This window comes from Allobosea sp. TBD101, from assembly GCF_059817965.1.
Map to the genome: position 1 here is coordinate 1,532,439 of NZ_CM187543.1, position 15,258 is coordinate 1,547,696.

The 15,258-nt window shown below is 66.1% G+C and carries 14 protein-coding genes; 10 read left to right on the plus strand and 4 right to left on the minus strand.

The window, feature by feature from the left end:
• Nucleotides 1–7: 7 nt before the first annotated feature.
• Together AC6RIC_RS07165 and lpdA are read left to right on the plus strand one after the other, a co-directional pair.
• Nucleotides 8–751 carry an SDR family oxidoreductase gene (locus tag AC6RIC_RS07165; protein WP_499735649.1) on the plus strand — a complete coding sequence of 248 codons (744 nt, stop codon included), beginning with the start codon at nt 8–10 and terminating at the stop codon, nt 749–751.
• A 37-nt stretch (nt 752–788) separates the two neighbouring features.
• Nucleotides 789–2,192: a dihydrolipoyl dehydrogenase gene (lpdA, locus tag AC6RIC_RS07170; RefSeq protein ID WP_454655707.1), complete on the plus strand. Its 1,404-nt coding sequence runs from the start codon at nt 789–791 to the stop codon at nt 2,190–2,192.
• Nucleotides 2,193–2,332: 140 nt separating this feature from the next.
• On the opposite strand, the gene folD is transcribed toward lpdA, so the two are convergent.
• On the minus strand, nt 2,333–3,193 hold the full coding sequence (gene folD / locus AC6RIC_RS07175; protein ID WP_499735650.1) for a bifunctional methylenetetrahydrofolate dehydrogenase/methenyltetrahydrofolate cyclohydrolase FolD: 861 nt from the start codon (nt 3,191–3,193) through the stop codon (nt 2,333–2,335).
• Between the two features lie 190 nt (nt 3,194–3,383).
• On the opposite strand from folD, the gene AC6RIC_RS07180 reads away from it, so the two are divergent.
• The 5 genes from AC6RIC_RS07180 (at nt 3,384) to AC6RIC_RS07200 (ending at nt 8,482) form a co-directional block, all read left to right on the plus strand.
• Nucleotides 3,384–4,706: a cytosine deaminase gene (locus AC6RIC_RS07180; protein ID WP_499735651.1), complete on the plus strand. Its 1,323-nt coding sequence runs from the start codon at nt 3,384–3,386 to the stop codon at nt 4,704–4,706.
• Nucleotides 4,703–6,127, plus strand: a complete 1,425-nt coding sequence (locus AC6RIC_RS07185) for an FAD-binding oxidoreductase (protein ID WP_499735652.1) — start codon at nt 4,703–4,705, stop codon at nt 6,125–6,127. The genes AC6RIC_RS07180 and AC6RIC_RS07185 overlap by 4 nt, the downstream gene beginning before the upstream one ends.
• A 169-nt stretch (nt 6,128–6,296) precedes the next feature.
• Nucleotides 6,297–6,878 carry an NAD(P)H-dependent oxidoreductase gene (locus AC6RIC_RS07190; RefSeq protein WP_499735653.1) on the plus strand — a complete coding sequence of 194 codons (582 nt, stop codon included), beginning with the start codon at nt 6,297–6,299 and terminating at the stop codon, nt 6,876–6,878.
• Between the two features lie 103 nt (nt 6,879–6,981).
• The gene (locus AC6RIC_RS07195; RefSeq protein WP_336811078.1) at nt 6,982–7,464 is read left to right on the plus strand and encodes a MarR family winged helix-turn-helix transcriptional regulator; all 483 of its coding nucleotides are present in this window, start codon (nt 6,982–6,984) and stop codon (nt 7,462–7,464) included.
• Between the two features lie 157 nt (nt 7,465–7,621).
• Entirely contained in the window at nt 7,622–8,482 is an 861-nt protein-coding gene (locus tag AC6RIC_RS07200) for a DMT family transporter (protein ID WP_499735654.1), read from the plus strand.
• A 208-nt stretch (nt 8,483–8,690) separates the two neighbouring features.
• On the opposite strand, the gene AC6RIC_RS07205 is transcribed toward AC6RIC_RS07200, so the two are convergent.
• From AC6RIC_RS07205 to AC6RIC_RS07215, 3 genes are all read right to left on the minus strand, one after another.
• Nucleotides 8,691–10,649: a potassium transporter Kup gene (locus tag AC6RIC_RS07205; protein WP_454655713.1), complete on the minus strand. Its 1,959-nt coding sequence runs from the start codon at nt 10,647–10,649 to the stop codon at nt 8,691–8,693.
• 78 nt (nt 10,650–10,727) lie between these two features.
• Nucleotides 10,728–12,002 (minus strand): flavodoxin-dependent (E)-4-hydroxy-3-methylbut-2-enyl-diphosphate synthase, encoded by a 1,275-nt coding sequence (gene ispG / locus AC6RIC_RS07210; protein WP_499735655.1) that lies wholly within the window; start codon nt 12,000–12,002, stop codon nt 10,728–10,730.
• A 13-nt stretch (nt 12,003–12,015) separates the two neighbouring features.
• Entirely contained in the window at nt 12,016–12,531 is a 516-nt protein-coding gene (locus AC6RIC_RS07215; protein WP_454655715.1) for a Fur family transcriptional regulator, read from the minus strand.
• Between the two features lie 139 nt (nt 12,532–12,670).
• Between AC6RIC_RS07215 and AC6RIC_RS07220 the strand changes: the two genes are divergently transcribed.
• The 3 genes from AC6RIC_RS07220 (at nt 12,671) to AC6RIC_RS07230 (ending at nt 15,218) form a co-directional block, all read left to right on the plus strand.
• A complete protein-coding gene (locus tag AC6RIC_RS07220; RefSeq protein WP_499735656.1) occupies nt 12,671–13,456 on the plus strand; it encodes a 3-hydroxybutyrate dehydrogenase in 786 nt (261 codons plus the stop codon).
• On the plus strand, nt 13,453–14,526 hold the full coding sequence (locus AC6RIC_RS07225) for a patatin-like phospholipase family protein (RefSeq protein WP_454655717.1): 1,074 nt from the start codon (nt 13,453–13,455) through the stop codon (nt 14,524–14,526). Before AC6RIC_RS07220 ends, AC6RIC_RS07225 begins: the two co-directional genes overlap by 4 nt.
• 275 nt (nt 14,527–14,801) lie before the next feature.
• Nucleotides 14,802–15,218, plus strand: a complete 417-nt coding sequence (locus AC6RIC_RS07230; protein ID WP_047578809.1) for a DUF3830 family protein — start codon at nt 14,802–14,804, stop codon at nt 15,216–15,218.
• The last annotated feature ends 40 nt before the right edge of the window (nt 15,219–15,258 follow it).

Below are 15,258 nucleotides of genomic sequence, written 5' to 3' on the forward strand. Positions count from 1 at the left end.
GCAGGACGTGTCGGGCGTTGCGATCGTCACCGGCGGCAGCCGGGGAATCGGCCGGGCGACCGCGATCCTGCTCGCGGAGCGCGGCTACGATCTCGTCGTCAACTACCAGTCCAATACTGAGGCCGCGGCTGATACGGTCGCGGCCGTCAACGGCCAAGGCCGGCAGGCGGTCGCGGTCAAGGGCGATGTCGGAAATGAGGCCGATGTCGCCGCGATCTTCGCGGCGGCCGACCAGCTCGGGCGATTGACGGCACTGGTCAACAATGCCGGCGTGATCGATGCCCCGCAGCGCCTCGACGAGATGGACTTGAGCCGGCTTGACCGGATGTTCCGGATCAACCTGACCGGCAGCTTTCTCTGCGCCTGCGAGGCCGTGAAGCGGATGTCGACCCGCCATGGCGGGCAGGGTGGCGGCATCGTCAACCTGTCCTCCGCTGCGGCGGTGCTGGCCGGCGCCGGGCAATATCTCGACTATGCCGCAGCGAAAGCCGGCATCGACATCTTCACGCTCGGCCTCGCCCGCGAGGTCGCGGCCGAGGGCATCCGGGTCAATGCCGTCAGGCCCGGCATCATCGATACGGAGATCCATGCCAGCGGCGGCATGCCCGATCGCGTCGCTGCTTTGCGCGACCAGCTTCCGATGAAGCGCGAGGGCACGGCGCGCGAGGTGGCGCAGGCGATCGCCTGGCTGCTCTCGGATGAGGCCTCCTACACTAACGGAACCGTCTTGAACGTGACCGGCGGGCGCTGAAGCGCCGCCGCATTCGAACACAGGAAAGGAAGTCACTATGGCTGCGGCCTACGATCTCGTCGTCATCGGAACCGGCCCCGGCGGCTATGTCTGCGCCATCCGCGCCGCCCAGCTCGGCCTCAAGGTCGCGGTGGTCGAGAAGCGCAAGACCCATGGCGGCACCTGCCTCAATGTCGGCTGCATCCCCTCCAAGGCGCTTCTGCACGCCTCCGAGATGTTCGAGGAAGCCGGCCACACCTTCGAGAAGCTCGGCATCGTCGTCGGCAAGCCGAAGCTCGATCTCAAGGCGATGATGGCCCACAAGCAGGAGACGATCGATGCGAACGTCACCGGTGTCGGCTTCCTGCTGAAGAAGAACAAGATCGACGCCTTCCACGGCACCGCCTCGATCCCCGCCGCCGGCAAGGTCATCGTGACCGCCGGGGACGGCAAGGCGCAGGAGATCGAGACCAAGAACATCGTCATCGCGACGGGTTCGGAATCGGCGCCGCTGCCGGGCGTGACCATCGACGAGAAGACCGTCGTGACTTCGACCGGTGCGCTCGAGATCGGCGCTGTGCCGAAGGAGCTCGTCGTGGTCGGCGCCGGCGTGATCGGCCTCGAGATCGGCTCGGTCTGGAGCCGTCTCGGCGCCAAGGTCACCGTCGTCGAATATCTCGACCGCATCCTGCCCGGCATGGATGGCGAGGTCGCCAAGCAGTTCCAGCGCATCCTGCAGAAGCAGGGCTTCACCTTCCAGCTCGGTTCCAAGGTCACCAAGGTCGAAACCGGAAAGAAGGGCGCGACCGTCACCGTCGAGCCCGCCGCCGGCGGCACGGCGACCACGCTCAATGCCGATATCGTGCTGGTCGCGATCGGCCGCCGTCCGAACACGGATGGCCTCGGCCTCGACAAGGCCGGCGTCGCCACCGAGCGCGGCCGCGTCGTCATCGACGATCATTTCAAGACCAATGTCGCCGGCATCTACGCGATCGGCGATGTGGTGCGCGGGCCGATGCTGGCGCACAAGGCCGAGGATGAGGGTGTCGCCGTCGCCGAGATCATCGCCGGCAAGCATGGCCATGTGAACTACGACGCCATTCCCGGCATCGTCTACACCGCGCCGGAAGTCGCCGCGATCGGCAAGACCGAGGAAGAGCTGCAGGCGGCCGGCGTCGCCTACAAGGTCGGCAAGTTCCCGTTCACGGCGAACGGCCGCGCCCGCGCCATGCGCCACACCGATGGCTTCGTGAAGGTGCTGGCCGATGCGGCGACCGACCGCGTGCTCGGCTGCCACATCATTGGCCCGCATGCCGGCGACCTGATCGCGGAAGTGACCGTGCTGATGGAGTTCGGTGGCTCGGCCGAAGACCTCGCTCGCACCTGCCACGCCCATCCGACGCTGGCCGAGGCGGTGAAGGAAGCTGCGCTCGCGGTCGACAAGCGCCAGATCCATATGTGATCGGGCTGGCGGGCCGTGCCTCTGGTACGGCCCTGCTGCAAGAACAAAAAAGGGAGCTGCAATCTTGCAGCTCCCTTTTTTCGTTCGAGGACTATTGAGAAAAGCTTGGCTGCCTGTGACGGCCTCGTTGGCTGTCGAGTTCAGCCCCGCCGCGCGTGGAAGGCCGTCAGCGTGTTCTTGAGCAGGCAGGCGATGGTCATGGGGCCGACGCCGCCGGGGACCGGGGTGATCGCGCCCGCGACCTTCACGGCCTCCGCGAAATCGACGTCGCCGGTCAGCTTGCCGTCGGGCAGGCGGTTGATGCCGACATCGATCACGGTCGCGCCGGGCTTGATCCAGTCGCCCTTGACCATGCGCGGGCGGCCGACGGCAGCGATGACGATATCGGCGCGCTTCACGACGGCGGCGAGGTCGCGGGTGCGCGAATGGGCGATGGTGACGGTGCAGTCGGCCTGGAGCAGGAGCTGCGCGACCGGGCGGCCGACCAGCTCCGAGCGGCCGATCACCACGGCGTCGAGGCCGGACAGCGAGGGCAGCGCCTGCTTCAGCAGCAGCATGGAGCCGAGCGGCGTGCAGGGCACGAGGCCATTCTTGCCGCCGGCGAGCAGGCCAGCATTGATCGGATGCAGGCCGTCGACATCCTTGGCCGGGTCGATGGCGTCGATGATGCGGCCGGTATCGATATGCTTCGGCAGCGGGAGTTGGACGAGGATGCCGTCGACGCTGTCATCGGCGTTGAGCTCGGCGAGCTTGGCGAGGAGTTGCGCTTCCGTCGTGTCGGCCGGCAGCCGGTGGGCGACCGAGTTCATGCCAACCTCGACCGCGAGCTTCTCCTTCGAGGCGACATAGACCTTGCTGGCCGGGTCCTCGCCGACGAGGACGACATGGAGGCCGGGCACGATACCCCTGTTAGCCTTGATCGCCGTGACCTCGCGGCCGATCTCGGCCCTGAGCGCAGCGGCAGTGGCCTTGCCGTCGATGATGCGGGCTTCGCCGGTCATGGGTCCGACCTCGTGTTGGCTGATGACGCCGCCCTCATGCGCGATCCAGCCGGCCCGGACAAGCCCGAATGCGCGGCTTTCCCGGCTGCGACGTCATCGGCCGGGGAGGAGAGGCCCGCGCGGCTTGCGAGTGCTCCATTGGCCCGGTATCTCCGAACCGGAGCTTGAGAGGCAGGAGAGGCGAGACAACGTGACGACCGGTTTCGCCCGCCTACCCGATGCCTCCGCTTTCCGCCTGACCGATTTGCGCGTGCCTGCCTGCCTGATCGAGGGCGATGCTATCCCGGCCGACCGCAACGGGCTGGCGCGTGTCGATCTCGCCTTAGCGGATGGCCGCATTGCAGCGATTGAGCCCGCCGGAACGGCCGCAGCGCCCGGGCCGGTTTTGAGCCTCGATGGCGGCATCGCCTTGCCGCGGCTCGTCGATGCGCATGTCCATCTCGACAAGGGCCATATCTGGCCGCGCAGTCCCAATCCGGACGGCACCTTTCCGGGAGCGTTGAACACCGTCGGCGCTGATCGCGAGGCGAACTGGTCGGCCGGGGACGTGCGGGCGCGGATGGATTTCTCGCTGCGCGGCGCTTTCGCGCATGGCACGGCGGTGATGCGGACGCATCTCGATTCGCTGGGCAAGCAGATCGGCATCTCCTGGCCTGTTTATGCTGAGCTGCGGGCGGAATGGGCCGGGCGCATCGCGCTTCAGGCTTCGCCGCTCTTCGGGGCCGATGCCGCGCTCGATCCGGCGCATATGCAGGCGATCGTCGCTGCCGTGAAGGCACATGGCGACGGGCTGCTCGGCTGCGTCACGTATATGATTCCGGATCTCGACCGGGCGCTCGACATCCTGTTCCGGTCGGCGATCGAGAACGGTTTCGATCTCGATTTCCATGTCGACGAGACCAACGATCCGGCGGCGCGCTCGCTGGAACACATCGCGGACGCGGCCCTGCGCCATCGCTTCACCGGCCGCATCCTGTGCGGGCATTGCTGCTCCCTGGCGCTTCAGGCGCCGGAGGACGAGGCGCGGATCATTGCCAAGGTCCGCGAGGCCGGCATCGCCGTGGTCTCGCTGCCGCTCTGCAACATGTATCTGCAGGACCGGCAACCCGGCCGCACGCCGCGCTGGCGCGGCGTCACGGCGCTGCATGAATTGAAGGCGGCCGGCGTGCCGGTAATGATCGCCTCCGACAACACGCGTGACCCGTTCTATGCCTATGGCGATCTCGATCTCGTCGAGGTGCTGCGCGAGGGCATGCGCATTCTCCAGCTCGATCATTCCGGGCCGGACTGGGCCAATGCGGTGGCACGCACGCCGGCTGAGACCATGGGTATCGAAGCAGGCGTCATTGCTGTCGGCGCGCCGGCCGACCTCATCCTGACGCGCGCGCGCGACTGGACCGAACTCTTCTCCCGGCCGCAGGCCGACCGCACCGTGCTGGTTTCCGGCAAGGCGATCGACCGGACGCTGCCGGACTACCGCGAACTCGACCATCTGATGGGCAGAGCATCATGACTGCACGCTACGACATCTCCACGCTGAAGAGCCGTCTCGGCAGCATCCGCACCGAGGAGAACCCGGCGCTGGTGAAGCAGAAGAGCCGCGACTTCTTCTGGTACTCGCCGATCCTCAAGCGCCAGCTCGATCATGTCGTGGGCGATATCGTGGTCTCACCGACGAGCGAGGCGGAGGTCGTGCAGGTGCTCGCCGCGTGCCACGAACTCGGCATCCCCGTGACGCCGCGCGGCACCGGCACCGGCAATTACGGGCAGGCGATGCCGCTCTCGGGCGGCGTGCTGCTCGATCTCTCGGGCTTCAACAAGGTCAAGGAGATCGCTGCCGGCCGCTATGTCGCGGAGCCCGGCGCGATCATGGCCCGGATCGACGACGAGACCCGCGCGCATTCGCGGCAGGAATTGCGGCTGCACCCCTCGACCTATCAGACGGCCTCGATCGGCGGCTTCATCGCCGGCGGTTCTGGTGGCGTCGGCTCGATCAAATGGGGCGGCTTGCGCGACTGGGGCAACATCATCCGGCTCAAGGTCGCGACGATGGAGGCAAGCCCGCGCATCCTCGAATTCTCCGGCGAGGACCTGCACAAGGTCGCCCATGCCTATGGCACCAACGGCATCATCACCGAAGTCGAGATGCCGCTCGGGCCGGCCTATAACTGGGTCGACGTCATCGTCGGCTTCGAGGACCTGCGGGCCGCGACCGAATTCGCCAATGCGGTCGGCGAGCAGGACGGGCTCGCGCTGAAGAACCTCTGCGTCGTCGCCGCGCCCGCGCCGCACGACTACTTCCTGCGCCACCGCAAGTTCCTGCCGCGCGACAGCCATCTCGTCATCGTCATGGCCGCCGATTTCGCTGTTGACGCGCTCTGCGCCTATGCGCGGCGCTTCAAGGGCGCGGAGCTTCTGCTGCGCACCGACAAGCTCTCGCCGGAGGATGCCAAGGGCCTGCCGCCGGCTTACGAACTCGGCTGGAACCATACGACGCTGCGGGCTTTGCGCGTCGATCCGGCGATCACCTATCTGCAGGTGCTCTATCCCTATCCCAACCAGGTCGATCTGGTGGACAATATCCATGCCCGGTTCGGCGACGAGGTGACCTGCCATCTCGAATTCGTGCGCTTCGACGGGAAGATCACCTGTTTCGGCCTGCCGCTGGTGCGCTTTACCAGCGAGGAGCGGCTGGAAGAGATCATGGCGATCCACGAGGAGATGGGCGCGCCGATCTTCAACCCGCACCGCTACACGCTGGAGGAGGGCGGCATGAAGCAGACCGACGAGACGCAGCTCGCCTTCAAGCGCGAGGCCGATCCGCAAGGCCTGCTCAACCCCGGCAAGATGATCGCCTGGGAAGATCCGTCCTACGACTACCGCTCGGGCAAGACCTTCCTGTTCCGCAGCCTCAGCGAAGCCGGGGTCGGCTAAGGATCATGTCGAGTTTGCAAGGAAACACGACGTCATCCCGGGCTTGACCCGGGATCCATCGAAGGTCGCCGGAGCTCTACGACGGATCCCGGATCGGCGCCGCTTTGCGGCTTGTCCGGGATGACGTTGTGGTTCCTTCGGAAAGCAATCCCTTCTCGGAAACACCCGCATGCGCGTCCTCGTCCTCTATGCCCATCCGGTTCCGGAAAGCTTCGGCGCCGCCATCCACGAGACGGTCGTCGCCAGCCTGAAGGCGGCGGGGCACGAGGTCGACGATTGCGATCTCTATGCGGAGGGCTTCGACCCGGTGCTGAGCTGTGAAGAGCGGCGCGGCTATCACGACACGGACAGCAACACGCTGCCGGTCGCTGCCTATGTCGAGCGGGTGAAGCGGGCCGAGGCGCTGGTGCTGTGCTTCCCGGTCTGGAATTTCGGCTATCCCGCGATCCTCAAGGGCTTCCTCGACCGGGTCTTCCTGCCCGGCGTCTCGTTCAAGATGGTCGATGGCAAGGCACAGCCGGCTCTGCACAATATTCGCCGACTCGTCGCGGTGACCAGCTATGGCGGCTCGCGCTGGCGCGCCTTCCTGATGGGCGATCCGCCGCGCAAGGCGGTCTGCCGGGCGCTGCGGGCGGTTTGCCACCCGCTGGCGCGCACGACCTATCTCGCCCATCATGAGATGAACCTCTCGACTCCGGCCAGCCGGACCGCTTTCCTGAAAAAAGTCGCGACCAAACTCACGCTCTCGTAGCTCTGACATCCGATTGTCATCCGTCTGTCATGTTCGCGCGCGACTACGCAGCCGGCGAAGCGTCTGCTTACCCGTCCAAGGATCGGCCCGAAGGATCGACCCCATGACCAAGGCAATCGAGAAGAGTGTCGGCCGTGCCCTGCTCGTCACCGCGCGGCTGCATCGCTCGCGGATGGGTGAGAGGCTGAACGGCTTAGGTTTGTTTCCGGGGCAGGAGCAGGCGCTGAAGGCGCTGCAGCCGGCCCCGATGACGATGGGCGAACTCGCCGCGCTGCTACGCGTCAAGCCGCCGACCGTGTCGAAGACGATCGGGCGGCTCTCGCTGCAGGGCCTCGTCACCCGCGAGGGCGGCAATCGCGACGGCCGCCTCGTGCAGGTCGCGCTGACCGAAGCCGGCCAGAGCACTGCGGCCGAGCTCGACGCGGTCTGGAACGAAGTCGAGGAGGAACTTCTCGACAAGCTCGACGGCAAGGAGCGCAAGCAATTGCGCAAGCTCCTGCGCAAGGCGGCCAAGGGCCTCTCCAAGGCCGGTGCCGAGCATGACGACGCTGATGGCGATCTCGACGAGGCCGATAGCGACGCCTGATTTCTGCATGGAGCGCATGCTTCAACGTAGTGGCCAGGCTGCCTAAATCGGTTCAATCTGCTCTCGTCATTCCTCCAGAGCATGGCGAGACTCTGTGTCCTCCCCTCCAGTGGCGCCTTCCGAGACGGGCCGCGCGCGCCTGGCCGCGATCGGGCTGATGTGCGCGGCTGTCCTGCTGTTCTCGTTGCTGGATACCAGCGCGAAATGGCTGGGCCAGTCGATGAATCCGCTGCAGGTGGTGTTCGCGCGCTATGCCGGCAGCATGATCCTGGTGCTGGCCGTCATTAATCCGTGGTCGTATCCAGGCGTGCTGCGGACCAGTCGCCCGTGGCTGCAATGGGGCCGTTCGCTGCTGCTGCTCGGCTCGACCGCGCTCAACTTCGTCGCGCTGCGCTATCTCCAGCTCGCCGAGACGATCTCGATCATGTTCGCGACGCCCTTGCTGGTGGCGCTGGCATCGGGGCCGCTGCTCGGGGAATGGCCGGGGCCGCGCCGGCTCGCCGCGATCGGCGTCGGCTTCATCGGCGTGCTGGTGGTGACGCGGCCGGGGATCGGCGGCATGCATCCGGCGGCGCTGCTGATCGTGCTCGGCTGTCTGTGCTACGCCTTCTACTCGCTTTCGACCCGGATGCTCTCCGGGCATGATTCATCGGAAACGACGATGATCTATTCCGGCGCTGCCGGAACGCTGGCGACGATCCCGCTCTTGCCCTGGGTCTGGGAGACACCGCAGACGCTGCTGCCCTGGCTCCTGATGATCGCGGTCGGCGCGCTCGGCGGCTTCGGCCACTGGCTCCTGATCCTGGCGCATCGGCTGGCGCCTGCGACGGTGCTGGCGCCCTTCATCTATTCGCAGATCGTCTGGATGCTGCTGCTCGGCTGGCTCGTCTTCGACCAGTTGCCGGATCGATGGACCTTCGTCGGCGCCGGCATCGTGATCTCGTCCGGGCTCTACCTGCTCTATCGCGAGCGGGTCCGGCATGTGCCGCAGGAGGCGGCCTCGGCACGGTTGGATTGAGAGACCGCTCGGCAAGTCTACTGCGGCGGCCGACTGACGGCGCATTCTGCGCTTCCGGTGCTCACGTACTGTAGTACGCTCCGCTCCGGTTCTCGAAAGCACCGCCATTCGACTCGCCGCAGCGACTTGCCAAGCAGTCTCTGCGGCGAGCTATTCCATTCTTCCGGACTGATCGCTTCGCAATCATCTGGAACAGCGGTGGAGTTGATCAGACCGTGACCTGTGTGCCGACCTCGACGACCCGGCCGGTCGGGATCTGGAAGAAGTTGGTCGCGTCGGTCGCGCTCTTGGTCAGGCCGATGAAGAGGTTGTCCTGCCAGACCGGCATGCCCGATTGCGGCGAGGGCTTGATCGAGCGGCGCGACAGGAAGAACGAGGTCGACATGATGTCGAACTTGAAGCCCTGCTTGCGCAGCATGGCCAGGCCCTTCGGCACGTTTGGGCTCTCCATGTAGCCGTAGACCATGTCGACCCGCCAGAAATCGTCGGTGATGCGGGCAAGGCGCACGCGCTCTTCCTCTACGACGCGGGGCGTATCGGCCGAGCGCACGGTCAGGACGACGTTACGCTCGTGCAGCACCTTGTTGTGCTTGAGGTTGTGCAGCAGAGAGGCCGGCGCGGTCTCCGGATCGCTGGTCAGGAACACGGCCATGCCCTTGACGCGGGCGGGCGGGCTCTTCGAGAGCATGGTGACGAGCTCGAGCAGCGGCACGTCGGTCTTGCGGGTCTTGTCGAACAGGATCTTGGTGCCGCGCATCCAGGTCCACATCACCAGCGTCAGGCCCATGGCGAGCAGCACCGGCACATAGCCGCCGTGGAACAGCTTCAGCATGTTGGCGGAGAAGAACGACACGTCGACGAGGAAGAAGGGCAGGATCAGCGCGCCGGTCGCCAGCGGGCTCCAGCCCCAGTGGCGGCGGATGACGATCGCGGCCAGCATGGACGAGACCACCATCGTGCCGAAGACCGAGATGCCATAGGCATGCGACAGGCTCGACGAGGTCCGGAACGACCAAACCAGGATCAGCACGACGACGAGCAGCAGCAGGTTCACGCGCGGCACGTAGATCTGGCCGGAGGTCTGCTCGGAGGTGTGGCGGATCTCCATGCGCGGCAGCAGGCCGAGCTGGATCGCCTGCCGGGTCAGCGAGAAGGCGCCGGTGATCACGGATTGGCTGGCGATGATGGTCGCGACCGTCGCCATCACCACGAAGGGCAGGAGCAGCCCTTCCGGCGCCAGCCGGTAGAACGGGTTGTCGATGGCGCTGGGGTCGGCGAGGATCAGCGCGCCCTGGCCGAGATAGTTGAGCCACAGTGCCGGGAAGACGATGTAGAGCCAGGCGCCGCGGATGGGGCCGCGGCCGAAATGGCCCATATCGGCATAGAGCGCCTCGGCGCCGGTGACGGCGAGACAGACCGAGCCCAGCACGGCCAGAGCCACGCCGGCATGGTCGCGGAAGAACAGCAGCGCATAATACGGGTTGATCGAGCGGAAGACGCTGAGATCGTCGGCGATATGATAGATGCCAAGCCCCGCCAGCGTCAGGAACCAGACGAGCATGATCGGACCGAAGAAGGTCGCGACGCGATGCGTGCCGTGGCTCTGCATCACGAACAGGCCGATCAGGATCACCGAGGCGATCCAGAGGATGTAGTCGTTCAGCACCGGGGTGACGAGTTTGATGCCTTCGATCGCCGAGAGCACCGAGATCGCCGGGGTGATGACGGTGTCGCCGTAGAACAGGCCGGCGCCGATCATGCCGAGCAGGAGCGCGACATGGCTGCGCGCCCGGCCGAGGCTGCGCTGCGCCAGTGCGACCAGGGTTAGGATGCCGCCTTCGCCATTGTTGTCGGCGCGCATCAGCAGCACGACATATTTCAGCGTCACGACGACGACGAGCGACCAGAGGATCAGCGAGAGGACGCCAATGACGACGGAAGCCGGCACCGCGGCCTTCGTGTCGCCGCCCGTCGCGGCAAGCACGGTCTCGCGCAGCGCGTAGAGCGGGCTGGTGCCGATATCGCCATAGACGACGCCGAGCGCACCGAGCGCCAGCGCCCCATAGCCCATCTTGCCGTGGCCACCGTTCTGGTCGTGCCCGGCATCGAGGCCGAAGCGGGAATCCTCCGGCCGAACGGTCGCAGGATTCGGGTTCTCATGCCCCATCAGGGATCTCCGCACATGCTGCGGCGCAGCGAAAGGCCGGGGCCTCTAGCACGTTGCGGGCGGCGCGCAAAGGCGGGATCAACTGGCGACGCCGAGACCGACGCCGAAGCGCCGCTCGACATAACTGGCGACCATCGTCTTGAATTCGGCGGCTATGCCGGCGCCGCGGAGCGTCGCGACCTTCTTGCCATCGACGAAGACGGGCGCGGTCGGGTCCTCACCGGTGCCGGGGAGCGAGATGCCTATATCGGCGTGCTTGGACTCGCCGGGGCCGTTGACGATGCAGCCCATCACCGCGACGTTAAGGGTCTCGACGCCGGGATACTGGGTCTTCCATTCGGGCATGGAGGTGGAGATCCAGTTCTGGATATCCTGCGCCAGCTCCTGGAACACGGTCGAGGTGGTGCGGCCGCATCCGGGGCAGGCGGCGACGAGCGGCACGAAGGCGCGGAAGCCCATGGTCTGGAGCAGCTCCTGCGCCGTCCTGACCTCGAGCGTGCGGTCGCCGCCGGGCTCGGGCGTCAGCGAATAGCGGATGGTGTCGCCGATGCCTTCCTGCAGGAGGATGCCGAGCGCGGCCGAGGAGGCGACGATGCCCTTCGAGCCCATGCCGGCCTCGGTCAGGCCGAGATGGATGGCGTAGTTCGCCCGGCTCGCCAGCATGCGGTAGACCGTGATCAGGTCCTGCACGCCGGAGACCTTGGCGGAGAGGATGATATACTCGCGGGCGAGGCCGAGCTCCTCGGCGCGCTCGGCCGAGAGCAGGGCCGACTGGACCATCGCCTCGCGCATGATGGCGCGGGCGTCGAGCGGACGGACGGCGCGCGCGTTCTCGTCCATCAGCATCGTCAGCAGCTCCTGGTCGAGCGAGCCCCAGTTGGCGCCTATGCGCACCGGTTTGCTGTGCTTGATCGCCAGCTCGATGATCTGGCTGAACTGCTTGTCCTTCTTGTCCTTGAAGCCGACATTGCCGGGATTGATCCGGTATTTCGCCAAGGCCTCGGCACAAGCCGGATGCTCGCCGAGCAGCTTGTGGCCGATATAGTGGAAGTCGCCGACCAGCGGCACGTCGACGCCGATGCGGTCGAGCCGCTCCCGGATCTTCGGCACGGCGGCTGCGGCCTCGTCGCGGTCGACGGTGATGCGGACGAGCTCGGAGCCCTGGCGGGCGAGCGCGGCGACTTGCGCGACCGTCGCCGCGATATCGGCCGTGTCGGTGTTGGTCATCGACTGTACGACGATGGGGGCGCCGCCGCCGACGGTGACATGGCCGACCTTGACGGGGACGGTGAGCTGGCGGCCCAGCGGGCCCGCACGTTCCGGCGTCAGATAGGAAAAGGCGCGCTCGTTCATGCGGGCTGCTCTATCACGAACCGGCATTCCGGCAATGCTCGCAACGGCCGACGATCTCGACCATCTGGTGCGAGGGAGAGAATTGCCGGTTTTCCGCGATCGCCGCCACCGCTTTCTTCATCGCGGGCGAGGAATCCTCGTCGACCCCGCCGCAGGATTCGCAGATCAGGAAGGCGACGACCTCGTTCGCGCCATGGCCGTGCAGACAGGCGATATAGGCGTTCTTCGAGGAGAGCCGGTGGACGAAACCCTGCTCGACCAGGAAATCGAGGGCGCGATAGATCGAGATCGGGGCGAGGCGGCGCCCGCCGGCCGGCGAGATGCGATCGGCCAGGTCATAGGCACCGACGGGGCGGTGGTCGGCATGGAGCGCCTCCAGCGCCTGCCGCCGGATCGGCGTCAGGCGCAAGCCCCGCTCGCGGCAGATTCGTTCGGCCCGGGCGAGAGCCTCCGCCGCATGGCGGCGGTGATCCTCGGCGTGGCGGCAATCGTGCCCGTCATGTGTGTGGTGCACATGGTCGTCATGCATAGGCGCGTCTGACTGCATTTTCGTCATGTTGCGTTGCGAAGGGTCATCGGGCAACGTGCGGCGATATCCTGCCGTTCCATTGCCCTGTCTGCCCCGAACCTAAGCATTTTCTCCCCGATTGTCAGGAGCCTTGACGCTCATGTTCCTCAAAGACCGTACTGCGGCGATCACCGGCTCGACCTCGGGCATCGGATTGGCCTATGCCCGCGCCCTTGCCGCCGAGGGCGCCAACCTCGTCATCAACGGCATCATGCCGCCCGCCGATGCGGAGAAGCTGCGCACCGATCTGGAGCAGGAGTTCGGCATCAAGGTGGTCTTCTCCGGCGCCGACATGACCAAGCCGGCCGAGATCGCCGGCTTCATCGCCGAGGGCGAGAAGGTCTTCGGCGCGATCGACATCCTGATCAACAATGCCGGCATCCAGTTCGTCTCGCCGATCGACGAGTTCCCGATCGAGAAATGGGACCAGATCATCGCGATCAACCTGTCCTCGGCCTTCCACACCATTCGCGCCGCGCTGCCGAAGATGAAGGCGAAGGGCTGGGGCCGCATCATCAACACGGCCTCGGCGCATGCCTTCGTCGCCTCGCCCTTCAAGTCGGCCTATGTCGCGGCCAAGCACGGCATCGCCGGCCTGACCAAGACGGTGGCGCTCGAAGTCGCGACCCAGGGCATCACCGTCAACGCCATCGCGCCCGGCTATGTCTGGACGCCGCTGGTCGAGAAGCAGATTCCGGACACGATGAAGGCGCGCAACATGACCAAGGAGCAGGTCATGAACGACGTGCTGCTCGCGGCGCAGCCGACCAAGGAATTCGTCACGGTCGAGCAGGTCGCGGCGCTCGCGCTGTTCCTGTGCTCGGATTCGGCGAAGTCGATGACCGGAACGACGCTGCCGATGGATGGCGGCTGGACCGCCGCGTGAGCGGGCGCCCCTCCCGCAAGGCCGAACCGGTCAAGGGACTGGTTGGGCCGAAGGCGGAGAAGACGGTCTCGCTGGCGCTGCAGGGCGGAGGCGCGCATGGCGCCTTCACCTGGGGCGTGCTCGACGCCGTGCTCGAAGACGGGCGCCTCGGCATCGAGGCGCTGACCGGCACCAGCGCGGGGGCGATGAACGCCGTCGTGCTGGCCGAGGGCTGGATCGACGGCGGTATCGACGGAGCCCGCGCCAAGCTCGAGGCCTTCTGGCGGGCGATCAGCGTCGACGGGAAATATGGCGGCTCGGAACGCTCGCTGCTCGACACGATGCTGGGCGCCTGGGGCAACAATAACGGCACGCCGCCGGGCATGCTGTTCTTCGAGATGTTCGCGAAGGTCGCGAGCCCCTATGACGTCAATCCGCTGAACATCAATCCGCTGCGTGGCGTGGTTGCCGACCTCATCGATTTCGAGAAGGTCAGGGCCTGCGACGCGGTGAAGCTGTTCATCGCCGCGACCAATGTCCGCACCGGCAAGATCGCGGTGTTCGATGGCAAGGATCTGACCCCCGACCATGTGATGGCCTCGGCCTGCCTGCCGATGGTGTTCCAGGCCGTGGAGATCGATGGCGAAGCCTATTGGGACGGTGGCTACATGGGCAATCCTGCCCTGTTCCCGCTGTTCTACCAGGCGCATTGCGACGACATCCTGCTCGTTCAGATCAACCCGATCCAACGCCGTGAACTGCCCACCAAGGCGCGCGAGATCCAGGACCGGCTGAACGAGATCACCTTCAACGCCTCGCTGCTGCGCGAGCTCAGGGCGATCGATTTCGTCAACCGGCTGGTCGATTCCGGAAAGCTGCCGCGTGAGGAATACAAGCGCGTGCTGATGCATCGCATCGATGGCGGTCCTCCGCTGGCCGAGCTGACCTCTTCGTCGCGGATGAACGCGGAATGGGCTTTCCTGCTCAAGCTGCGCGACATGGGCCGCATGGCCGGCAAACGCTGGCTCAAGCGCAACTACGAGGCGATCGGCAAGACCGGCACGCTCGACCTTCGGGAAGCGATCGGCTGATCTCTTCCGCGGTCGGTTGAGCGTGCTCTGGACTTCCGCCGTCATCCCGGGCTTGACCCGGGATCCATCGAAGGGCACCGCGCTCCACGATGGATCCCGGAGCTCCGCTTCGCTGCGTCCGGGATGACCCACGCATTTGTCGCGAAGCTGCATCTCACGATGCCCCGCATCCTTCACGTTCCGGCGTCTCACTTGTTCCGGCAGCGCTCTTGCGCGCGCTGTCGGCACAATGCCATTCAACGGGTCCGAAACGCTTCCAAGAAGACGGGGATTTCATGAGCAAGCTGATCGTCACCGCCGGGCCGTTCAAGTTCGACGCCAAGTTCGAGCTGGAAGCCGCTCCGAAGACCTGCGCCGCCTTCAAGAAGCAGATGCCGTTCATCAGCAAGATGGTGCATGTGCGCTGGAGCGGCGAGGGCGTCTGGATGCCGCTCGGCGATCTCGATTTCGGCGTCGGTTACGAGAACAACACGGCCTATCCGGCGCCGGGCCACATCATCCTGTATCCGGGCGGCGTCAGCGAGACCGAGATCCTGCTTGCCTATGGCGGCGTGCAGTTCGCCAGCAAGGCGGGCGTGCTCTCGGGCAACCACTTCATCACCCTGACCTCGGGGCTGGAGAACCTCTACACGCTCGGCCGCAAGACGCTCTACGAAGGCGTGCAGGATGTCCGCTTCGACCTCGTCGACTGAGCGCGGTCAGCGATTGAACATGGAAAGGGCGGGGCGCATC